A 15,863-nucleotide genomic window follows, 5' to 3' on the forward strand; every position below is an offset into this window, starting at 1 on the left:
AGAGGGCTGAAGCCGCCGCCGGCTCCGGGCCGCTGCCGCGGGCGTTCGGGCGTTCGGGTGCGCGCAGGCTCAGCGGTAGATCGAGCGGGCCTCCTGGACCTTGGCCGCGCAGATCGCGGAGAAGTCCGCCGGGCGGCGCAGCTCCTCCAGGCGGTGCAGGCGGGACGGGTCGCCGTCGCTGAGCAGCCAGCGGGTGCCCAGGTCCCGGAGGGACTCGTGCTTGACGTCGTAGTAGCCGCCGTGCCCGTTCAGGGCGATCCCGCGCGCCCCGTGCAGGGCCCCCACCAGGTGGTGGTGGAAGCGGGTGCTCAGCCACACCTGGTGCGGACCGAAGTCGAAGCCGTCCCGCCAGAAGGCGGTGAACGGCAGGAAGCCGTCCTCGGCGATGAGATCCTTCAGCCGCTCGTAGCCGGCGTAGTCGTCCCCGGGGATGGCCTCGACGTAGCGCACCCGCTCCCGGGGGAAGCCCAGGGCCCGGATCTGCTCGCGGGTCCAGGCGATGAGCCGCTCGAAGGCGTCGGGATCCAGGGCGTCGCTCTGCACGCACACCCACAGCTCCCGCGGCTCAGCCCCGTCCAGCGCGGGGGCCGGGGGATTCTCGAGAAGGTAGGCGTCGTCGTAGCCCCGCTCGATGCCCAGGGCGCGGGCGCTGGGCCGGTCGCGCACCCCCACGTGGTCGAAGCCCTCGAACAGCTCCGCTCCGAGCGGCATCATGCCCTGGCCGGTGGCCACCAGCTTCGCTCCGGAGATCTCGGCGGCGGCGCGCATCCCCTCCACGAGCCCGTCGTTGCGGGACCAGTACCCGTTGACGTAGCCGCCGCCCAGCAGATGCAGGGTGCCGGCTTCGCGCAGGTCCAGCAGGCCGGAGTCGAAGTGCGGGGAGCCCAGGTGCGTCACCAGGTCCGCGACGGTGCGGTCCGCGGTGTGCTCGGCGACGTCCAGGGCGCGGAACAGGGTGTCCGTGACGTGCAGCCGCGGGTGCAGGCCGCGCAGCAGGGAGGAGACCGTGCCGGGGTGGCGCACGTCCAGCCACACCTCCGCCTCCGGGCGGTGTTCGGCCAGGAAGCGCAGCCACCGGGCGGCGATCAGCTCGTCCCCGAAGTTGGGCCACCCGGCCCAGGAGACGAGGTGGATGGACTCGGCGGCCCGCGGCGCGGCATCGAGGAAGCTCATGCACACCAGGCTAACCGGCGCCCACGCTGGGCGCACCGGGTATCCTGGGAGGCGGCGCCCGCTCGCCGTCGTCCCGACGACGGCGCCCGCGCAGGCCCGGGCGCCTCACCCCGACCAGGAAGAGCTTCTCTCGACATGCCAGCAATCATCATCGTGGGCGCCCAGTGGGGCGACGAAGGCAAAGGCAAGGCCACGGACCTGCTCGGCGGGCGCGTGGACTACGTCGTCAAGCCCAACGGCGGCAACAACGCCGGACACACCGTGGTGGTCGGCGGCGAGAAGTTCGAGCTGAAGCTGCTGCCGGCCGGGATCCTCAGCCCCAACGCCACCCCTGTGATCGGCAACGGCGTCGTGGTCAACCCGGAGGCCCTGTTCGCGGAGATCGACGGGCTGGAAGCCCGCGGTGCGGACACCTCCCGGCTGCGGATCTCCGCCAACGCCCACCTGGTCGCCCCCTTCCACCAGACCATGGACAAGGTCACCGAGCGCTTCCTCGGCAAGCGCGCCATCGGCACCACCGGGCGCGGCATCGGCCCGGCCTACATGGACAAGGTGGGTCGGCTGGGCATCCGCGTGCAGGACATCATGGACGAGTCCATCCTGCGCCAGAAGGTGGAGGGCTCCCTGCGGCAGAAGAACCAGCTGCTGGTGAAGGTCTACAACCGCCGCCACGTGGAGGCCGAGGAGATCGTGCAGCACTTCCTCTCCTACGCCGAGCGGCTCAAGCCGATGATCGTGGACTCCACCCTCCTGCTCAACCAGGCCCTGGACGAGGGCAGGACCCTGCTGATGGAGGGCGGGCAGGCCACCTTCCTGGACGTGGACCACGGCACCTACCCCTTCGTGACCTCCTCCAACCCCACCGCCGGCGGCGCCTGCGTGGGCTCCGGAGTGGGGCCCACCCGCATCGACCGGGTCATCGGCATCCAGAAGGCCTACACCACCCGCGTGGGCGCCGGACCCTTCCCCACCGAGCTGTTCGACCAGTGGGGCACCTACCTGCAGAAGACCGGCGGGGAGTACGGCGTGAACACCGGGCGCCCCCGCCGCTGCGGCTGGTACGATGCCGTGCTGGCCCGGCAGGCCGCCCGCATCAACGGGTTCACGGACCTGTTCCTGACCAAGCTGGACGTGCTCACCGGCATCGAGCAGATCCCCGTGTGCGTGGCCTACGACGTGGACGGCGTGCGCCACGACGAGATGCCGATGACCCAGACCGACTTCCACCACGCCACCCCCATCTACGAGCACTTCGACGGCTGGACCGAGGACATCTCCGGGGCCAAGACCCTGGAGGATCTGCCCGCCAACGCCCGGCGCTACGTGGAGGCCCTGGAGGAGCTGTCCGGCTGCCGCATCTCCGCGATCGGGGTGGGCCCGGACCGGGAGAACACCATCGTCGTGCGCGACCTGATCGAGGACTGAGGCGGCCGATGACGCTCGCGTACGCCGCCGTCGTCGGGCGGGAGGGCCGGGTCCGGGAGGTCGAGGACTCCGACGAGGCCTTCCGCGTCTGGGGTGAGCAGGACGGCGGGTGCCTGACGATGGTCCTGGACCACCCGGACGAACAGGAGATCTACGAGGCCGCCCGCGTGCTCAACCTCCACGAACTCGCGGTGGAGGACACGATGGAGGGCCACCAGCGGCCCAAGCTGGAGCGCTACGGGGAGACCCTGTTCCTCGTGCTGCACCCGGTGGCCTACCGGGACCGGGCGGAGAAGCTGGAGGTCAGCGAGACCCACCTGTTCGTGGGCTCGGACCACTTCCTGGCCATCACCCGCGGCAAGCGGGACCGGCACCGGGCCGTGCACCAGGTGCGCCGCGCCTTGCGCCGCTCCGGGGAGGAGGCCGCGAATCCGCAGTGCTTCCTCTACCAGCTGCTCGACGCCGTCGTGGACGAATACGAGCCGATCCTGGTGGAGCTGGACGAGGACCTCGACGAGATCGAGGAGAACCTGTTCTCCGGTGACGAGAAGTCCTCGCAGCGCATCTACGAGCTGTTCAACGAGGTGGTCAAGTTCCAGCGGGCCACCCGACCGCTGAACTACATGATGGAGCTGCTGATGCGCGGGGCGCAGAAGTACGGCACCCCCGAGACCCTCCTTCCCCGTTTCCGGGACGTGAAGGACCACGCGATCCGCGCCACCGACCACCTGGACGGGCTGCGCGCCGCCCTGCAGAACGCCCTGACCGTGGAGGCCACCCTGGTGGCGCAGGACCAGAACGACGCGATGAAGAAGATGTCCGCGTGGGCCGCGATCCTCATCGCCCCGACCATCATCGCCGGGATCTACGGGATGAACTTCCAGCACATGCCGGAGCTGGACCTGAGCTGGGGCTACTACGGGGCGCTCGGGCTCATGGTGGCCGTGTGCACCGTGCTGTGGGGCGTGTTCAAGAAGAAGGACTGGCTGTAGCAGCCGGCTGACCTGCCGCGCCGTGGGGCTCAGAGGCGCTCGCGTTCGCGGTGCAGCAGCCAGAGCAGGTACACCCCGCCCAGGGCCCCGGTCACCAGCCCCACGGGGATCTCGAAGGGGGAGAGCAGCCGGGCGGCGAGGAAGTCCGCCACCGCGAGGATCCCCGCGCCGAGCAGGGCGGAGGTGCCCACCGTCAGGCCGGCGGTGCGCCACCAGCGGTGCGCCAGCTGCGGCGCCGCCAGCGCCAGGAAGCCGATGGGACCGGCCACGGCGATGGCCGCCGCGGTGATCCCCACGGCCAGCATCATCAGCACCCGGGAGGTGCGGCGCACCGGGACGCCCAGACCCCCGGCCATGTCCTCCCCGAGCTCCAGCATCCGCAGCTGCCGCCGTCCCAGCAGCAGCGCGAATAGCAGGAGCAGGATCGCCGGTCCCGGCCCGGTCAGGTCCGGCCAGCGCAGCGCGTTCAGGGAGCCGTACAGCCAGGTCTTGGCGCTCTCCGCCTCCTCCAGATCCGCGCTGGTCAGCAGGTAGTCGTTGACGGAGGACAGCAGAGCGGCGATGGCGATGCCGGCCAGGATCAGCCGGGAGCCCACGGAGGCTTCGCGGCGGGCCAGCAGCAGGACGACGGCGGCGGTGAGGAATCCGCCGAGCACGGCGCCGACGCCGATGCCGAGACCGCCGGCCTCGGCGCCTGCCTCCCCGGAGCGCATCCCCGGGAGCACCAGGGACACGATGAGGGCGCCCGTCGCCGAACCGGTGGTGAACCCCAGGATGTCCGGGCTGCCCAGGGGATTCCTGGAGAGGGTCTGGAACACCGCTCCCGCGGCCCCCAATCCGGCGCCGACCACGAGGGCGGCCAACAGGCGGGGCAGGCGCTGCTCCAGGATGATCTGGCGGTCCATGGGGGAGCCGCCGCCGGTCAGGGTCTGCCAGACCCGATCGAGGGTGATGTCGTAGGTGCCGAACACCAGCGTGGCGGCGGCCGTGAGCAGGATGCCGATCACGGCGACCGCGGTGGCCGCACGCTGCCACATGCCGCGGCTCATGAGCGTCCCCTCACGACGAGCCACAGGAGGGTCGGCGCCCCCAGGAACGCGGTGACCACCCCGACGGCGATCTCTGCGGGCGCGGCCACGACCCGCCCGACGATGTCCGAGGCGAGCACCAGGCAGGGACCGGCCACCAGGGCCAGAGGCATCAGGCGACGCAGATCCGGTCCCAGGAGGAGGCGCAGCACATGCGGGACGACCAGTCCGACGAAGGCCACCGGACCGGCCAGGGCGGTGGAGCCCCCGGCCAGCAGGGTGATGGCTGCCAGAGCCAGCACGCGCACCGGACCCACCCGAACCCCGAGCGCGGCGGCGGAGTCCTCGCCGAGCAGCAGCACGTTCAGCGGACCGCACAGGATCAGCGTCATCACCGCTCCCACCAGGACGAAGGGTGCGGTGGCCTCGACCGTCGCCATATCCCGTCCGGCCAGAGACCCGACCACCCAGAAGCGGTGGGCGTCGAAGGCCGCGGAATCGACCATCGTGATGATGCCGGTGACGGAGCCGAGCGAGGCGCCCAGGGCCGTGCCGGCCAGGACGATGCGCAGGCGCGAGGAGCCCCCGGTGGCGGTCCCGGATGAAGAGGCCGGGCCGGTCCCGCCGCGGCCCAGCAGGAACACCACCGCGGCGGCCGCGGCGGCACCGGCCAGCGCCCACCAGGCGTACCCCGCGGCGTCGTGCGCGCCGGCCAGCACGACCCCGAGGACCACGGCCACCGATGCCCCGGCGTTGACCCCCAGGATCCCCGGTTCGGCCAGGGGGTTGCGCGTCAGGGCCTGCATCACCAGCCCCGCCGCGCTCAGCCCCACCCCGACCACGACGGCGGCCAGGGCCCGGGGCATCCGCAGGTGCCAGATCACCAGCGCTTCCGTGCCGCCATCCGGGTGGAGGAGGGCGGCGAGCGTGTGGGAGAAGGGGATGGTGCGGGAGCCGAGGGCGAGGCTCAGGACGAACAGCGCGAACAGGGCCGCCGCCGACGCCAGGACCACCAGGAGCAGGCGCCCGGACCCGCCCCGACGGCGCCCGGAGGAGGGGTCCGGTGTCCCTCTCGTGGCGCGGATCGCAGCGTCCGCCGAGGTGAGATGGGGTGACTTCATCGTGACTAAGGGTAACCTCAGGGGCATGACGTCTCAGAAACGCCCCCTGCTCGCACCCCTGGCCCTCCTGGCCGCCGGCGCCCTGGCACTGGCCGGCTGCTCCGGCGACGGATCCTCCGCCGACTCCTCGGCCTCCGAGTCCTCGAGCGCCTCCGCCTCGGTCGCCCCCGCCCCCAGCGCCCTGCCCAGCGGGATGGGCAGCACCGCGAAGGACGGCGAGTTCCCGCGCACCGTCAAGGGCTTCCGCGGTGACGTGACCATCGACGCCGCGCCGAAGAAGGTGGTGGTCATCTCCACCGGCCAGATGGATGACGTGCTGGACCTCGGCGTCGTGCCCGTGGGCACCACCTCCGCCAAGAACGCCGATGCCGTGCCCGAGTACCTGACCGAGGCCTACGCCGATGATGCCGAAGCGCTGGGGAAGATCGAATCCGTGGGCTCGCGCACCTCCCCGAACATCGAGAAGATCGCCAACCTCAAGCCGGACCTCATCCTGGTGAACAACACCCTCAAGGATGACTCCGCATACGAGTCCCTGTCCGGGATCGCGCCCACCGTCGTCACCGAGGGCACCGGGGTGAACTGGAAGCAGGACTACCTGCTGGTGGCCTCCGCCCTGGGCAAGCAGCAGGAGGGGGAGCAGAAGCTGGCGGAGTACGCCGAGCGGGCCAAGAAGGTCGGCGAGCAGGTGGGCTCGGACAAGACCATCTCCTTCCTGCGCTACCAGCCGGACCGCATCCGCATCTGGGGCGTGTCCAGCTTCGTCGGCTCCATCGCCGAGGACGCCGGCCTGAGCCGCCCGGAGACCCAGCGCTTCGACAAGACCAGCCAGGACATCAGCGCCGAGCAGCTGGACCAGGCCGACGGAGACTACCTCTTCTACGGGGTGCAGGGAGGGGACGCCTCGGACCTGACGAAGGAGACGCTGTGGTCCGGTCTGGAAGCGGTGAAGAGCGACCACGCCTTCCAGGTCGATGACGACGAGTTCTACCTCAACGCCGGCATCACCGCGGCCAACGGGGTGCTGGACGAGGTCGAGGAGCACGCCAAGTAGGCGACCGAGCCCCTCAGGGCCGCACACCGCCGCCTCGCGATCCCCGGGCACGCTCACCGCGCCGCCCGGGGATCGCGCCGTCTGCGCGGCGGATCAGGCCAGCAGACGCTCGCGGGCCAGGCGCTCCAGCACCGGCAGGGGATTCCGCAGGCAGGACCGCACGTCCGGCTCGACGTCGGTCATCGCGAGGATCCGCTGGAACGGGTGCCGGGTGCTCGGGGGCAAGGTGTTCTGCCCGCACACCGCGACCACCGGGATGCCGCGCTCCGCGGCGCGCTCGGCCACCCCCGCCGGAGCTTTGCCGCGCAGGGTCTGCTCATCCAGCTTCCCCTCCCCGGTGACCACCAGGTCGGTGCCCTCCAGCAGGTCGTCGACGCCGGCCAGGTCCAGGAACGTCTGCATCCCGGAGGCGTAGCGGGCGCCCAGCAGCGCCAGGGTCATGAAGCCCAGACCCCCGGCGGCCCCGGCTCCGGGCCGGTCCGCGACGTCGGCCGTCCCCGCGGCTTCCTCCACGGCGGCCGCGACGCGCCCCAGGGCCGCGTCCCGCGGCTCGATCCGCTCCGAGGCCAGTCCCTTCTGCGGGCCGAACACGGCCGCCGCGCCGTCGGGTCCCAGCAGCGGATTCGTGACGTCCGAGGCCGCGACGAACCGCACCGACCGCACCCGCGCATCCAGCCCGCTCAGATCCGCCCGGGCCACCTCGGCCAGGCGCCGCGGATCCGCCACCGGTTCTCCGGTCCCATCCAGGAAGCGGACCCCCAGGGCCTGGGCCATCCCGAACCCGGCGTCCGTGGTGGCGCTGCCGCCCAGACCCAGCACCACCTCCTCGGCCCCGGCATCCAGGGCCGCCAGCACCAGCTGCCCCACGCCCCGGCTCGTCGCGGCCTCCGCATCCGCGTCCTCCGGCAGCTCGCCATCGCGGGTCAGCAGCCGCATCCCGCAGGCCTCGGCCACCTCGATCACGGCCCGACGCCGCGGCTCGTCCCACGCGAAACGGGCCCGCAGTGCGGCACCGTCCGGACCGGTGACCCGCGCGCTGCGCAGGCGCCAGCCCAGGGCCTCGCACACCTGGAGGGTGCCGTCCCCGCCGTCGGCCACCGGCACCTGGACGGTCTGCACCTCGGGATGCTCGGCCAGCCCGCGGGCCAGCGCCCCGGCTACCTCGGCGGCGGTCGCGGTGCCCTTGAACTTGTCCACGGCGAGCAGGATGCGGGTCATGAGGAGTCCTTGTCGTCGGCGGGTCTCGGGCGGTGCGCGCCCCTCACTGTCCGAGCGTACCGACGGTAGGGTGTGACGCAGAGCAATTCCAGGGGAGTGGAGTCCGGACCGGATGCGCCGTGCGCGCCCCCGACCCACCGCCCCGCAGCATCGAGACGAAGGAGTCCCCTCCGTGAGCGCACCGACCGACGTCGTCATCCTCCACGGCGCCCGCACCCCGCAGGGCCGGATCATGGGGCAGCTGGCCCCGCTGAGCGCGGTGCGGCTAGGCGCGCACGCGATCCGCGCCGCCCTGGAGCGGGCCGGCGTCGAGCCTACACAGGTGGACCAGGTGCTCATGGGGCAGGTGATCCAGGCCGGGGCCGGGCAGAATCCCGCCAAGCAGGCCGCGATGGCCGCGGGCATCTCCCGCTCCGTGCCCGCCATGACCCTGAACAAGGTGTGCCTGTCCGGGCTGGCCGCCGTCGTCGACGCCGCCCGGCCGATCCGACTGGGCGAGGCCGACGTGATGGTGGCCGGCGGGCAGGAGTCCATGACCGGCGCCCCGCACCTGGCCGCCGGGGTGCGCGCCGGGAAGACCTACGGGGACCTGCGCCTGCAGGACGCCGTCGCCCGGGACGGGCTCACCGACGCCGAGGACGGGCGACCCATGGGCGAGTCCACCGAGGAGGGCAACGCCCAGCGCGGCATCGGGCGTGAGGAGCAGGACGAGGTGGCCGCGGCCTCCCACCAGCGGGCCGGGCGGGCGCAGGCGGACGGGATCCTCGGTGAGGAGATCGCGCCGATCCCGGTGCCGCAGCGGCGCGGGGAGCCGGTGACGGTGACCGAGGATGAGGGCATCCGCCCGGATTCCACCCCGCAGACCCTGGGGCGGCTGCGCCCGGCTTTCGCGGAGGGCGGCACGATCACCGCGGGCAACGCCTCGCCGCTGTCCGACGGGGCGGGCGCCGTCGTGCTGGCCTCTCGGGCCTGGGCCGAGGAGCACGGGCTGGAGTGGCTGTGCATGGTGGGGGCGGCGGGGCAGACCGCGGGGCCGGACGCCTCCCTGCACTCCCAGCCCTCCCAGGCGACGGCGGCCGCCCTGGCCCGCGCCGGATGGGACGCGGCGGACCTGGATTTCTGGGAGGTCAACGAGGCCTTCGCCTCCGTCGCCCTGCAGTCCGCGCGGGACCTCGGGGTGGAGCTGGAGCGGGTGAACATCCACGGCGGGGCGATCGCCCTGGGCCACCCCATCGGCGCCTCGGGGGCGCGCCTGGTGCTCACGGCGGCGCTGGAGCTGGCTCGGCGCGGTGCCGGGAAGGCCGCCGTCTCCCTGTGCGGCGGGGGCGGGCAGGGGGAGGCCCTGCTGCTGCAGCGGTGAGCGGTCTCTAGCGGCCGGGCGCCGGCTGGCGCAGGTCGATGCCGAACACGGCCCTGACCTCCGCGATCGTGTTCTGCGCCCACCGGTGATCCGAGGGCGTGGAGGGGAGGGTCACCGCCAGTCCCGGGTGGTCCTCGTGCGTGATCCGCTGGTGCTTGCCGCCGTCCACGACGTCGAAGCCCCGGGAGCGCAGCAGCGCCACGAAATCCGTGCGATCCGTGGGCACCGGAACCCGCCGGTCCGCCTTGGTCCCGGGCACCCGCGGCATCGGCGGGCCCGTGCTCACCGGCGGCTCCGCGCGCTCCGGCTCACCCACCGGGTATACGGCCAGCACCGTCTCCCCGTCCGAGCCCACCACCACGCGCAGACCGCGCGCCACATAGATCGTGGCACCATCCCGGCCAGGCTCGGTGCCCTCCGGGTCCGCGACGATCGCCACGATCTCACCGAAGGCCATGCCCTGACGCCGCAGGAACTTGGTGACCTTGCGCAGCGGGCGCAGCTTCCACACCGGGTTCCCGGCCCGCTCCCCGGCTTCCGCTGCCGCCAGCGCGGGGCGCCCGCTCCCGGCCAGATCCAGGGGAGTGGGTGCCGCAGGCTCCGGGGTGCTTCCCGCCTCCTCGCGGATCAGCTCCAGGCCCCGGGTCAGCAGGGCCACCACCTCCGGGGTCGGCGGGGTGTGCGGGCACAGCACCTCCCGACCGGCGGCATCCGTGACGGACCAGTGCCCGTGGTGCTCGCGCGGCGGATGGTAGGTCAGCGGCCCCTCCGGCAGGGCGCGGGCGAGCTCGCTCCACCGGCTGCTGGGAACGCGGGCCATGCGGGTCAACCTCCTGAGGGGATCGCGCCCTGAACGGGCGACGGGGGCGGCCCCCCGACCCTACCGGCCGGGTCTGAGCCCCGGCTGAGAACGCCCGGGCCGGGGTCCCGCCTCCGCCGCCGAAGCCGGGCACGCCGCCGATCCCGTGACAGTCCCCCGGCGCTCGCCGCACCGTCATCGGGGTGGGGCCGTCAGAAGGCCGCGCCCCCGCGCAGCTGGAGCGAGATCTCATCCGCGTCCAGGACCTGCAGGGCACCATCGAGCACATCGGCGTCATAGGTGCCCTCGTCGCGGGCGTCCAGCAGGGCAGCGCGCTGCCGACGGATCGAGGCCAGCCGCACCCGCTTGGCCTCCGCCGGGGAGGAAGGCTCGGCCTCGCCCTCCGGGGCACGGGCGGCCTCGTGCAGCAGGGCCATCACCGCCCGGTGCTCCTGCCGCTGCTCCTCCCGGTCCTCCTGCGCGGACTCCGGGTCCGCCCCGCGACGGGACAGACGATCCGCCAGCGGTTTGATGGTGCCGCCCTGGACCGCCAGGGACAGGGCGGCCACGGCGAAGGCGATGAAGATCAGCACCGAGCGCATCGGGGTATCCTCCGGCAGGGTCTGGGCGGCCGCGACCGTCACGGCCCCGCGCATCCCCGCCCACACGACGATCCCGCCGTCGGCCGCACTCAGGGGGCGCTTGGTCAGGTAGTCCGTGTCCGCGATGAACCGGCGCAGCCGGGCGGAGAACCGCTCCAGATCCGGGGCCCCGCGCCGGGTGCCCAGCCACCGCTTCCGGTGGTGCCGAGCCCGCGCGCGGGCCACCCCTCTCTGGGCCTGCTGCTCTCGGAAGCGGCGCACCGCCTCCTCCCGAGCCTGCGGATCCGCCAGCCGCCCCTGAATCGCCTCGGCCCGCGGGCGCATGGCCTCCCGACGCAGGGCCTTGCGCCGCAGCTGCCACAGCAGCGGCGCCACGAAGGCCGCGCGGATCAGCAGGGTAGCGGCCAGGGCGGCCGCGGCGATCCCCACCAGCACCCCCAGACCCACGGACTCCTCGGAGACCTCCTCGAGGATCGGGCCCAGCTGGAAGCCCATGGCCAGGAACACCGCACCCTCCCCGATGAGGTTGATGCTCTCCCAGTTCTGCCGGTCCGAGAGCCGGTGGCGCGGGCTGAGCTGGCGCGGGGCGCGCACCCCCGTGACCAGGCCGGCGACGACGGCGGCCACCAGCCCGGAGGCACCCGCCGCCTCCGTGGGGATCGAGGCGAGGAACGGCACCGTGAAGGACAGGATCGTGTTGACCGTGGGATCCTCCACCCGGCGTCGCACCGCAAGGTTGGCCACCCCCACCACGGAGCCGACCACCGCGGCCAGAGTCACCGAGTACGCGAGGGAGCCGACCACACCCCAGAAGGAGAACCCGGCGGCGCTGGCGACGATCGCGGTGCGCAGCATCACCAGGGCCGTGGCGTCGTTGAGCAGACCCTCGCCCTCCAGCAGCACGACGACGCGGCGGGGCACCGGGCCGCCCTTGATGATCGAGGTCGCCACGGCGTCGGTGGGGCTCACGATCGCGCCCAGGGCCACGCCCCACGCGAACCCGAGGTCCGGGATCAGCCACTGGAACAGCAGCCCCAGCAGCAGGGAGGTGATGATCACCAGGACCACGGACAGCCCGGAGATCGCCCCGAAGTCCCGGCGGAAGCTCATGGTGGGCATGGACACCGCCGCGGCGTACAGCAGCAGCGGCAGGATGCCCTGCAGGATGATCTCCGGGTCCACCTCCACCCCGTGGGTCGCCGGGATCAGGCTCAGCCCGACGCCGACCAGCACCAGCAGCAGCGGGGCCGCCAGCCCCAGCCGCGGGCCCAGCACGTCCGCGGCCGCGATGATGACGAACAGCAGCACGCCGGTGATCAGCAGCAGCTCCATGGGACTCCTTCGGGAGGGAATGTGGCTCAGGGAGCATGCTACGCACCGGCGTGCCGCCGTCGGGAACGGGTCCGCGCACCGGGTCCGGGCGCGGGACCCGGGGGTCACTTCTGGACGGGGTCCCGCCGTCCCAGGCGCACCTTCTTGACCTCGCGGCCCTTCTCCGCGTCCGCGTCGCTGAACCCGAAGAAGTAGGTCAGCGGGAAGGACACGGCCAGGGCCGCCCCGGAGGCGATGAGGAAGCCCCACAGGCTCCCGTCGATGCCCTCCGGGTTGAGGAAGGAGAAGAACCCGATCAGCGAACCGGTGAAGCCCCACATGTTCACGTTGAACAGGCCGGTCAGGAAGCCGCCGACGGCCCCGCCGATCGACCCCATGATGAACACGCGCCCGTACTTCAGGTTCACGCCGTACATGGCCGGCTCCGTGATGCCGCAGAACGCGGAGATCGCGGCCGGGCCGGCCAGCTCCTTGATCTTGGGCAGCTTGGACTTCAGGAACACCGCCAGCACGGCGCCGCCCTGGGCCACCATGGTCGCGGAGATGATCGCGTTCAGGTAGGAGTGCCCGGTCTGGGAGATGTCCTGGGTGACGATCGGGATGACCGCCCAGTGCAGGCCGAAGATCACCAGGCACTGGTAGAACCCGCCGATCAGCAGACCCGAGATCGAGGGGGAGAGGTCGTAGAGCCACTGGATCGCGGAGGCGATGCCCCCGGAGATCAGCATGACCACCGGGCCCAGGATGAGCATGATCGCCAGGGAGACGATGACGACCTCGAACAGCGGCACGAAGATCATGCGCAGCACGGTGGGGATGATCTTCTTCAGCCACGGCTCCACCACGGAGGCCAGCCACGCGGCCACGATCATCGGGAAGATCGAGTACGTGTACGAGGCCATGTGGAAGGGCAGACCGAAGAACTCGGCGTTGATCGGCATGCCCAGGATCGAGCGGCTGCCCTCCCCGGCCGCGATCTGCACGATCGAGGGGTAGGCGAGCACCCCGCCGACGATGGAGACGATGATCGGGTCCGAGCCCAGCCGCCGCGCGGCGGTGAAGCCGACGAAGATCGGCAGGAAGTAGAAGACCGCATCGCCCATCGCGTCGATGATGGTGAAGGTCGTGGAGTCGGCATCCACCAGCTGGTAGTACTTCAGCAGGGTCAGGATGCCCTTGAGGATGCCGGAGGCCGCCAGCAGCCCGATCACCGGGATCATGGACCCGGTGATCACCCCGATCAGGGAGCTGAAGCCGTACTTGACCCAGCCCCAGGCGGTGTCCGGGTGCTCGGCCTCCTCCGCGGCGTCCTGCTCGCTGGCGGCGGCCTTGTCCGTGCCCAGCTGCTTGACGACGGCGTCGTAGACGTCCTCCACGGCCGGGCCGATGACCACCTGGTACTGCCCGCCGGCCCGCACGACGTCGATCACGCCGTCCAGGTCCGCGACCACCTCGTCGTCGGCCTTGCCCTGGTCCTTCAGGTAGAACCGGACGCGGGTGATGCAGTGGGTCACGGAGCGGACGTTGGCCTTGCCGCCGATGTTGTCGAGGATGTCCCAGGCCAGCGCGTCGTAGCCGGTCAGATCCCCGGGGCGCTGCCCGGCCTCGGCCTCGACGGCGTCGGCCGGAGCTGCGGCGTTGTCCACCTGCGGCTGGCGGGCGTGCCCCGGCTCGGGGTCACCGGCGGGCACCGCGCCCGTCTCGGTCCCCGGCTCCTTCAGCGCGACGTCGGCGGCGGGCTGACCAGCCTCGGTGTGGCCTGCGCGCACCTGCACGGACTCGACCTTCTTGGCGGTGTTGGGCATGACGACGATCGCCGTCGGGTCCTTGCCGGCCTCGGTGATGGCCTCCACGTCCATGCGGCCGATCCGCTGACCGGCCTGGACGGCATCGCCTTTGGAGACCTCCATGGCGAAGGGCCGGCCCTCCAGCTCCACGGTGTCCACCCCGAGGTGCACGAGCACCTCCAAGCCGGAGTCGGTCTTGAAGCCCAGGGCGTGCCCGGTGTCCGCGGCCATGGTCACCGTGCCGCTGACCGGGGCGAGCACATCACCCGTGGACGGTTCGGACACGCCGAAGCCGTCGCCGACCATCTTCCCGGAGAAGACGGGGTCGGGGACGTCCGCGATGCCGATGATCGTGCCGCCGACGGGAGCCAGCAGCTCCTCGCGCGGCGAGTCTGTCTCAGATGCCATGACGATGGTCCTCTTCGTTGAGGGGAGGGATTGCGGCGCGGGATTTCCGCGCCGCACTGCGTGCGCCCAGTGTAGCGGGGCGTCATCCCCCGGAGCATTCGACCCGTCTCATGTCTGACTTGTCCGGACAGCGCGGGCGCGAACGGGCACGATGAGGCCGAGCCGTCATCCGCGTGGGCTCTGCGGCCCTCAGAGCTCACGCGGATGACGGCTCGGCGTCGGTGCGGCGCCGCGGCGCTCAGTACAGGCGCTGCGAGGCGATCCGGGCGCCCTCGGTCAGGGCGGCCAGCTTGGCCCAGGCGATGTCCGGGTGGATCCGCCCGCCCAGCCCGCAGTCGGTGGAGGCGATGACGTTCTCCTTCCCGACGAGTCCGGCGAAGCGCTCGATCCGCTGCGCCACCAGCTCCGGGTGCTCCACCACGTTGGTGGAGTGGGAGACGCAGCCCGGGATGATCAGCTTGCCCGCCGGCAGCTCCACGTCCTCCCACACCGTCCACTCGTGGGCGTGGCGGGCGTTGGCGGCCTCGAAGGTATACGCCCCGGCCTGGATCTCCAGCATCAGCCCGACGATGTCCTTGAACTCCAGGTCCGTGGTGTGCGGGCCGTGCCAGGAGCCCCAGCACAGGTGGAAGCGGACCTGCTCGGCGGGGATGCCCTCCAGGGCGCTGTTCAGCGCGTCCACCCGGATCTGCTGGAACGTCAGGTAGTCCTGCACGGAGGGCTCCGGGTTGATCTGGTCCCACCCCTCGGCCAGCCCGGGGTCGTCGATCTGCACGATCAGCCCGGCGTCGGTGATGGCCTTGTACTCCTCGTGCAGCACCTCGGCCCACGCGCGGATGTGACCCTCGTCCGTGGAGTAGAAGACGTTGCCCACCCGCGCCGCGGAGCCGGGGGACAGCGCCGCGATGTACGCCTCGTCGGCCCCGTGGCGCTGGGCTGCGGACTGGAGGTTGGCGATGTCGGCGGCCACTGCGTCCTGGCCGATGTAGCGCAGCTCGTCCACGGCCACCGGGAACTGGGTGTCCGGGTCGTTGCCGGTGTCGATCTCGGTGGCGTAGAAGTCCCGGAAGCGGGTCCAGTCCCGGCGGTCCTCGAAGGTCGTGTACCGCAGGTTCCCGGGTTCGGAGCGCTGCGGGACCTGCTCGGGGTCCTGCACATCCACGGACAGCCCCGCGGTGCGGGCGAAGGAGTAGTGCCACCAGGAGCCGTAGTCCACCGCGCCGTTGCTGGCGTGGCCGTACTCGCCGTCGTTGACGGTGTCGATGCCGACCTCCCGCTGCCGGGCCACCACCTCATCCACCGCCCGGGTGAGGATCGGGGCGAAGTCCTCCTCGCTCAGGGAGCCGGCGCGGCGCTCGGCGTTGGCGCGGTGCAGCTCCTCGTTGCGGGGGAGGGAGCCGACGTGGGTGGTGCGGATGCGGTCCGTGCTGCGCAGCATGGCGGGTCCTTTCGACGGGTGCGGCGGTCCCCTCCAGCGTGCCGGGTCGGCTCACCGGCCACCAGATTTCGACGCCGGTGGACCCGATGTGACGTGCGCGCGCCTGTGTTACACGCCCGACACCGG

The 15,863-nt window shown here is 72.2% G+C and carries 12 protein-coding genes; 4 read left to right on the forward strand and 8 right to left on the reverse strand.

All coding sequences use genetic code 11. The annotated features are described in order from the left end of the window. Nucleotides 1–69: 69 nt before the first annotated feature. Nucleotides 70–1,173 (reverse strand): polysaccharide pyruvyl transferase family protein, encoded by a 1,104-nt coding sequence (locus tag AC0VXQ_RS01325; RefSeq protein ID WP_058731002.1) that lies wholly within the window; start codon nucleotides 1,171–1,173, stop codon nucleotides 70–72. A 135-nt stretch (nucleotides 1,174–1,308) separates the two neighbouring features. On the opposite strand from AC0VXQ_RS01325, the gene AC0VXQ_RS01330 reads away from it, so the two are divergent. Beyond that, nucleotides 1,309–2,598: an adenylosuccinate synthase gene (locus tag AC0VXQ_RS01330; RefSeq protein WP_058731003.1), complete on the forward strand. Its 1,290-nt coding sequence runs from the start codon at nucleotides 1,309–1,311 to the stop codon at nucleotides 2,596–2,598. A gap of 8 nt (nucleotides 2,599–2,606) precedes the next feature. Continuing rightward, the gene (locus AC0VXQ_RS01335; RefSeq protein WP_058731004.1) at nucleotides 2,607–3,590 is read left to right on the forward strand and encodes a magnesium and cobalt transport protein CorA; all 984 of its coding nucleotides are present in this window, start codon (nucleotides 2,607–2,609) and stop codon (nucleotides 3,588–3,590) included. Nucleotides 3,591–3,619: 29 nt separating this feature from the next. On the opposite strand, the gene AC0VXQ_RS01340 is transcribed toward AC0VXQ_RS01335, so the two are convergent. Further along, on the reverse strand, nucleotides 3,620–4,639 hold the full coding sequence (locus tag AC0VXQ_RS01340) for a FecCD family ABC transporter permease (RefSeq protein WP_081046310.1): 1,020 nt from the start codon (nucleotides 4,637–4,639) through the stop codon (nucleotides 3,620–3,622). Then, entirely contained in the window at nucleotides 4,636–5,739 is a 1,104-nt protein-coding gene (locus tag AC0VXQ_RS01345; protein ID WP_081046311.1) for a FecCD family ABC transporter permease, read from the reverse strand. The genes AC0VXQ_RS01340 and AC0VXQ_RS01345 overlap by 4 nt, the downstream gene beginning before the upstream one ends. A 25-nt stretch (nucleotides 5,740–5,764) precedes the next feature. Here AC0VXQ_RS01345 and AC0VXQ_RS01350 point away from each other — a divergent pair, with 25 nt between their 5' ends. Next, on the forward strand, nucleotides 5,765–6,793 hold the full coding sequence (locus AC0VXQ_RS01350) for an ABC transporter substrate-binding protein (protein ID WP_058731006.1): 1,029 nt from the start codon (nucleotides 5,765–5,767) through the stop codon (nucleotides 6,791–6,793). 93 nt (nucleotides 6,794–6,886) lie between these two features. Here the strand turns inward: AC0VXQ_RS01350 and AC0VXQ_RS01355 are convergent, their stop codons facing one another. Beyond that, nucleotides 6,887–8,011, reverse strand: coding sequence for a glycerate kinase (locus AC0VXQ_RS01355; RefSeq protein WP_174520375.1), 1,125 nt, complete (start codon nucleotides 8,009–8,011; stop codon nucleotides 6,887–6,889). A 172-nt stretch (nucleotides 8,012–8,183) separates the two neighbouring features. Here AC0VXQ_RS01355 and AC0VXQ_RS01360 point away from each other — a divergent pair, with 172 nt between their 5' ends. Next, nucleotides 8,184–9,371, forward strand: coding sequence for an acetyl-CoA C-acetyltransferase (locus AC0VXQ_RS01360; protein ID WP_058731007.1), 1,188 nt, complete (start codon nucleotides 8,184–8,186; stop codon nucleotides 9,369–9,371). Between the two features lie 7 nt (nucleotides 9,372–9,378). Here the strand turns inward: AC0VXQ_RS01360 and AC0VXQ_RS01365 are convergent, their stop codons facing one another. The 4 genes from AC0VXQ_RS01365 to AC0VXQ_RS01380 all read right to left on the reverse strand — a co-directional run bounded on the left by AC0VXQ_RS01365 (nucleotide 9,379) and on the right by AC0VXQ_RS01380 (nucleotide 15,737). Next, entirely contained in the window at nucleotides 9,379–10,191 is an 813-nt protein-coding gene (locus tag AC0VXQ_RS01365; RefSeq protein WP_224799775.1) for a hypothetical protein, read from the reverse strand. Nucleotides 10,192–10,382: 191 nt separating this feature from the next. Then, on the reverse strand, nucleotides 10,383–12,104 hold the full coding sequence (locus AC0VXQ_RS01370) for a cation:proton antiporter (protein WP_224799776.1): 1,722 nt from the start codon (nucleotides 12,102–12,104) through the stop codon (nucleotides 10,383–10,385). Nucleotides 12,105–12,208: 104 nt separating this feature from the next. Then, the gene (locus tag AC0VXQ_RS01375; protein ID WP_475528835.1) at nucleotides 12,209–14,299 is read right to left on the reverse strand and encodes a PTS sugar transporter subunit IIABC; all 2,091 of its coding nucleotides are present in this window, start codon (nucleotides 14,297–14,299) and stop codon (nucleotides 12,209–12,211) included. A gap of 238 nt (nucleotides 14,300–14,537) precedes the next feature. Further along, nucleotides 14,538–15,737 (reverse strand): cobalamin-independent methionine synthase II family protein, encoded by a 1,200-nt coding sequence (locus tag AC0VXQ_RS01380; protein WP_133566315.1) that lies wholly within the window; start codon nucleotides 15,735–15,737, stop codon nucleotides 14,538–14,540. Between the last annotated feature and the right edge of the window lie 126 nt (nucleotides 15,738–15,863).

The organism is Rothia sp. QJM3NY_36, assembly GCF_056173115.1.

Bases quoted from the DNA above. Each gene is read 5' to 3' on its own strand.
- AC0VXQ_RS01325 (WP_058731002.1), bottom strand. From the start codon at position 1,173: ATGAGCTTCCTCGATGCCGCGCCGCGGGCCGCCGAGTCCATCCACCTC.
- AC0VXQ_RS01370 (WP_224799776.1), bottom strand. From the start codon at position 12,104: ATGGAGCTGCTGCTGATCACCGGCGTGCTGCTGTTCGTCATCATCGCG.
- AC0VXQ_RS01380 (WP_133566315.1), bottom strand. From the start codon at position 15,737: ATGCTGCGCAGCACGGACCGCATCCGCACCACCCACGTCGGCTCCCTC.
- AC0VXQ_RS01355 (WP_174520375.1), bottom strand. From the start codon at position 8,011: ATGACCCGCATCCTGCTCGCCGTGGACAAGTTCAAGGGCACCGCGACC.
- AC0VXQ_RS01330 (WP_058731003.1), top strand. From the start codon at position 1,309: ATGCCAGCAATCATCATCGTGGGCGCCCAGTGGGGCGACGAAGGCAAA.
- AC0VXQ_RS01375 (WP_475528835.1), bottom strand. From the start codon at position 14,299: ATGGCATCTGAGACAGACTCGCCGCGCGAGGAGCTGCTGGCTCCCGTC.
- AC0VXQ_RS01340 (WP_081046310.1), bottom strand. From the start codon at position 4,639: ATGAGCCGCGGCATGTGGCAGCGTGCGGCCACCGCGGTCGCCGTGATC.
- AC0VXQ_RS01350 (WP_058731006.1), top strand. From the start codon at position 5,765: ATGACGTCTCAGAAACGCCCCCTGCTCGCACCCCTGGCCCTCCTGGCC.
- AC0VXQ_RS01335 (WP_058731004.1), top strand. From the start codon at position 2,607: ATGACGCTCGCGTACGCCGCCGTCGTCGGGCGGGAGGGCCGGGTCCGG.
- AC0VXQ_RS01345 (WP_081046311.1), bottom strand. From the start codon at position 5,739: ATGAAGTCACCCCATCTCACCTCGGCGGACGCTGCGATCCGCGCCACG.
- AC0VXQ_RS01365 (WP_224799775.1), bottom strand. From the start codon at position 10,191: ATGGCCCGCGTTCCCAGCAGCCGGTGGAGCGAGCTCGCCCGCGCCCTG.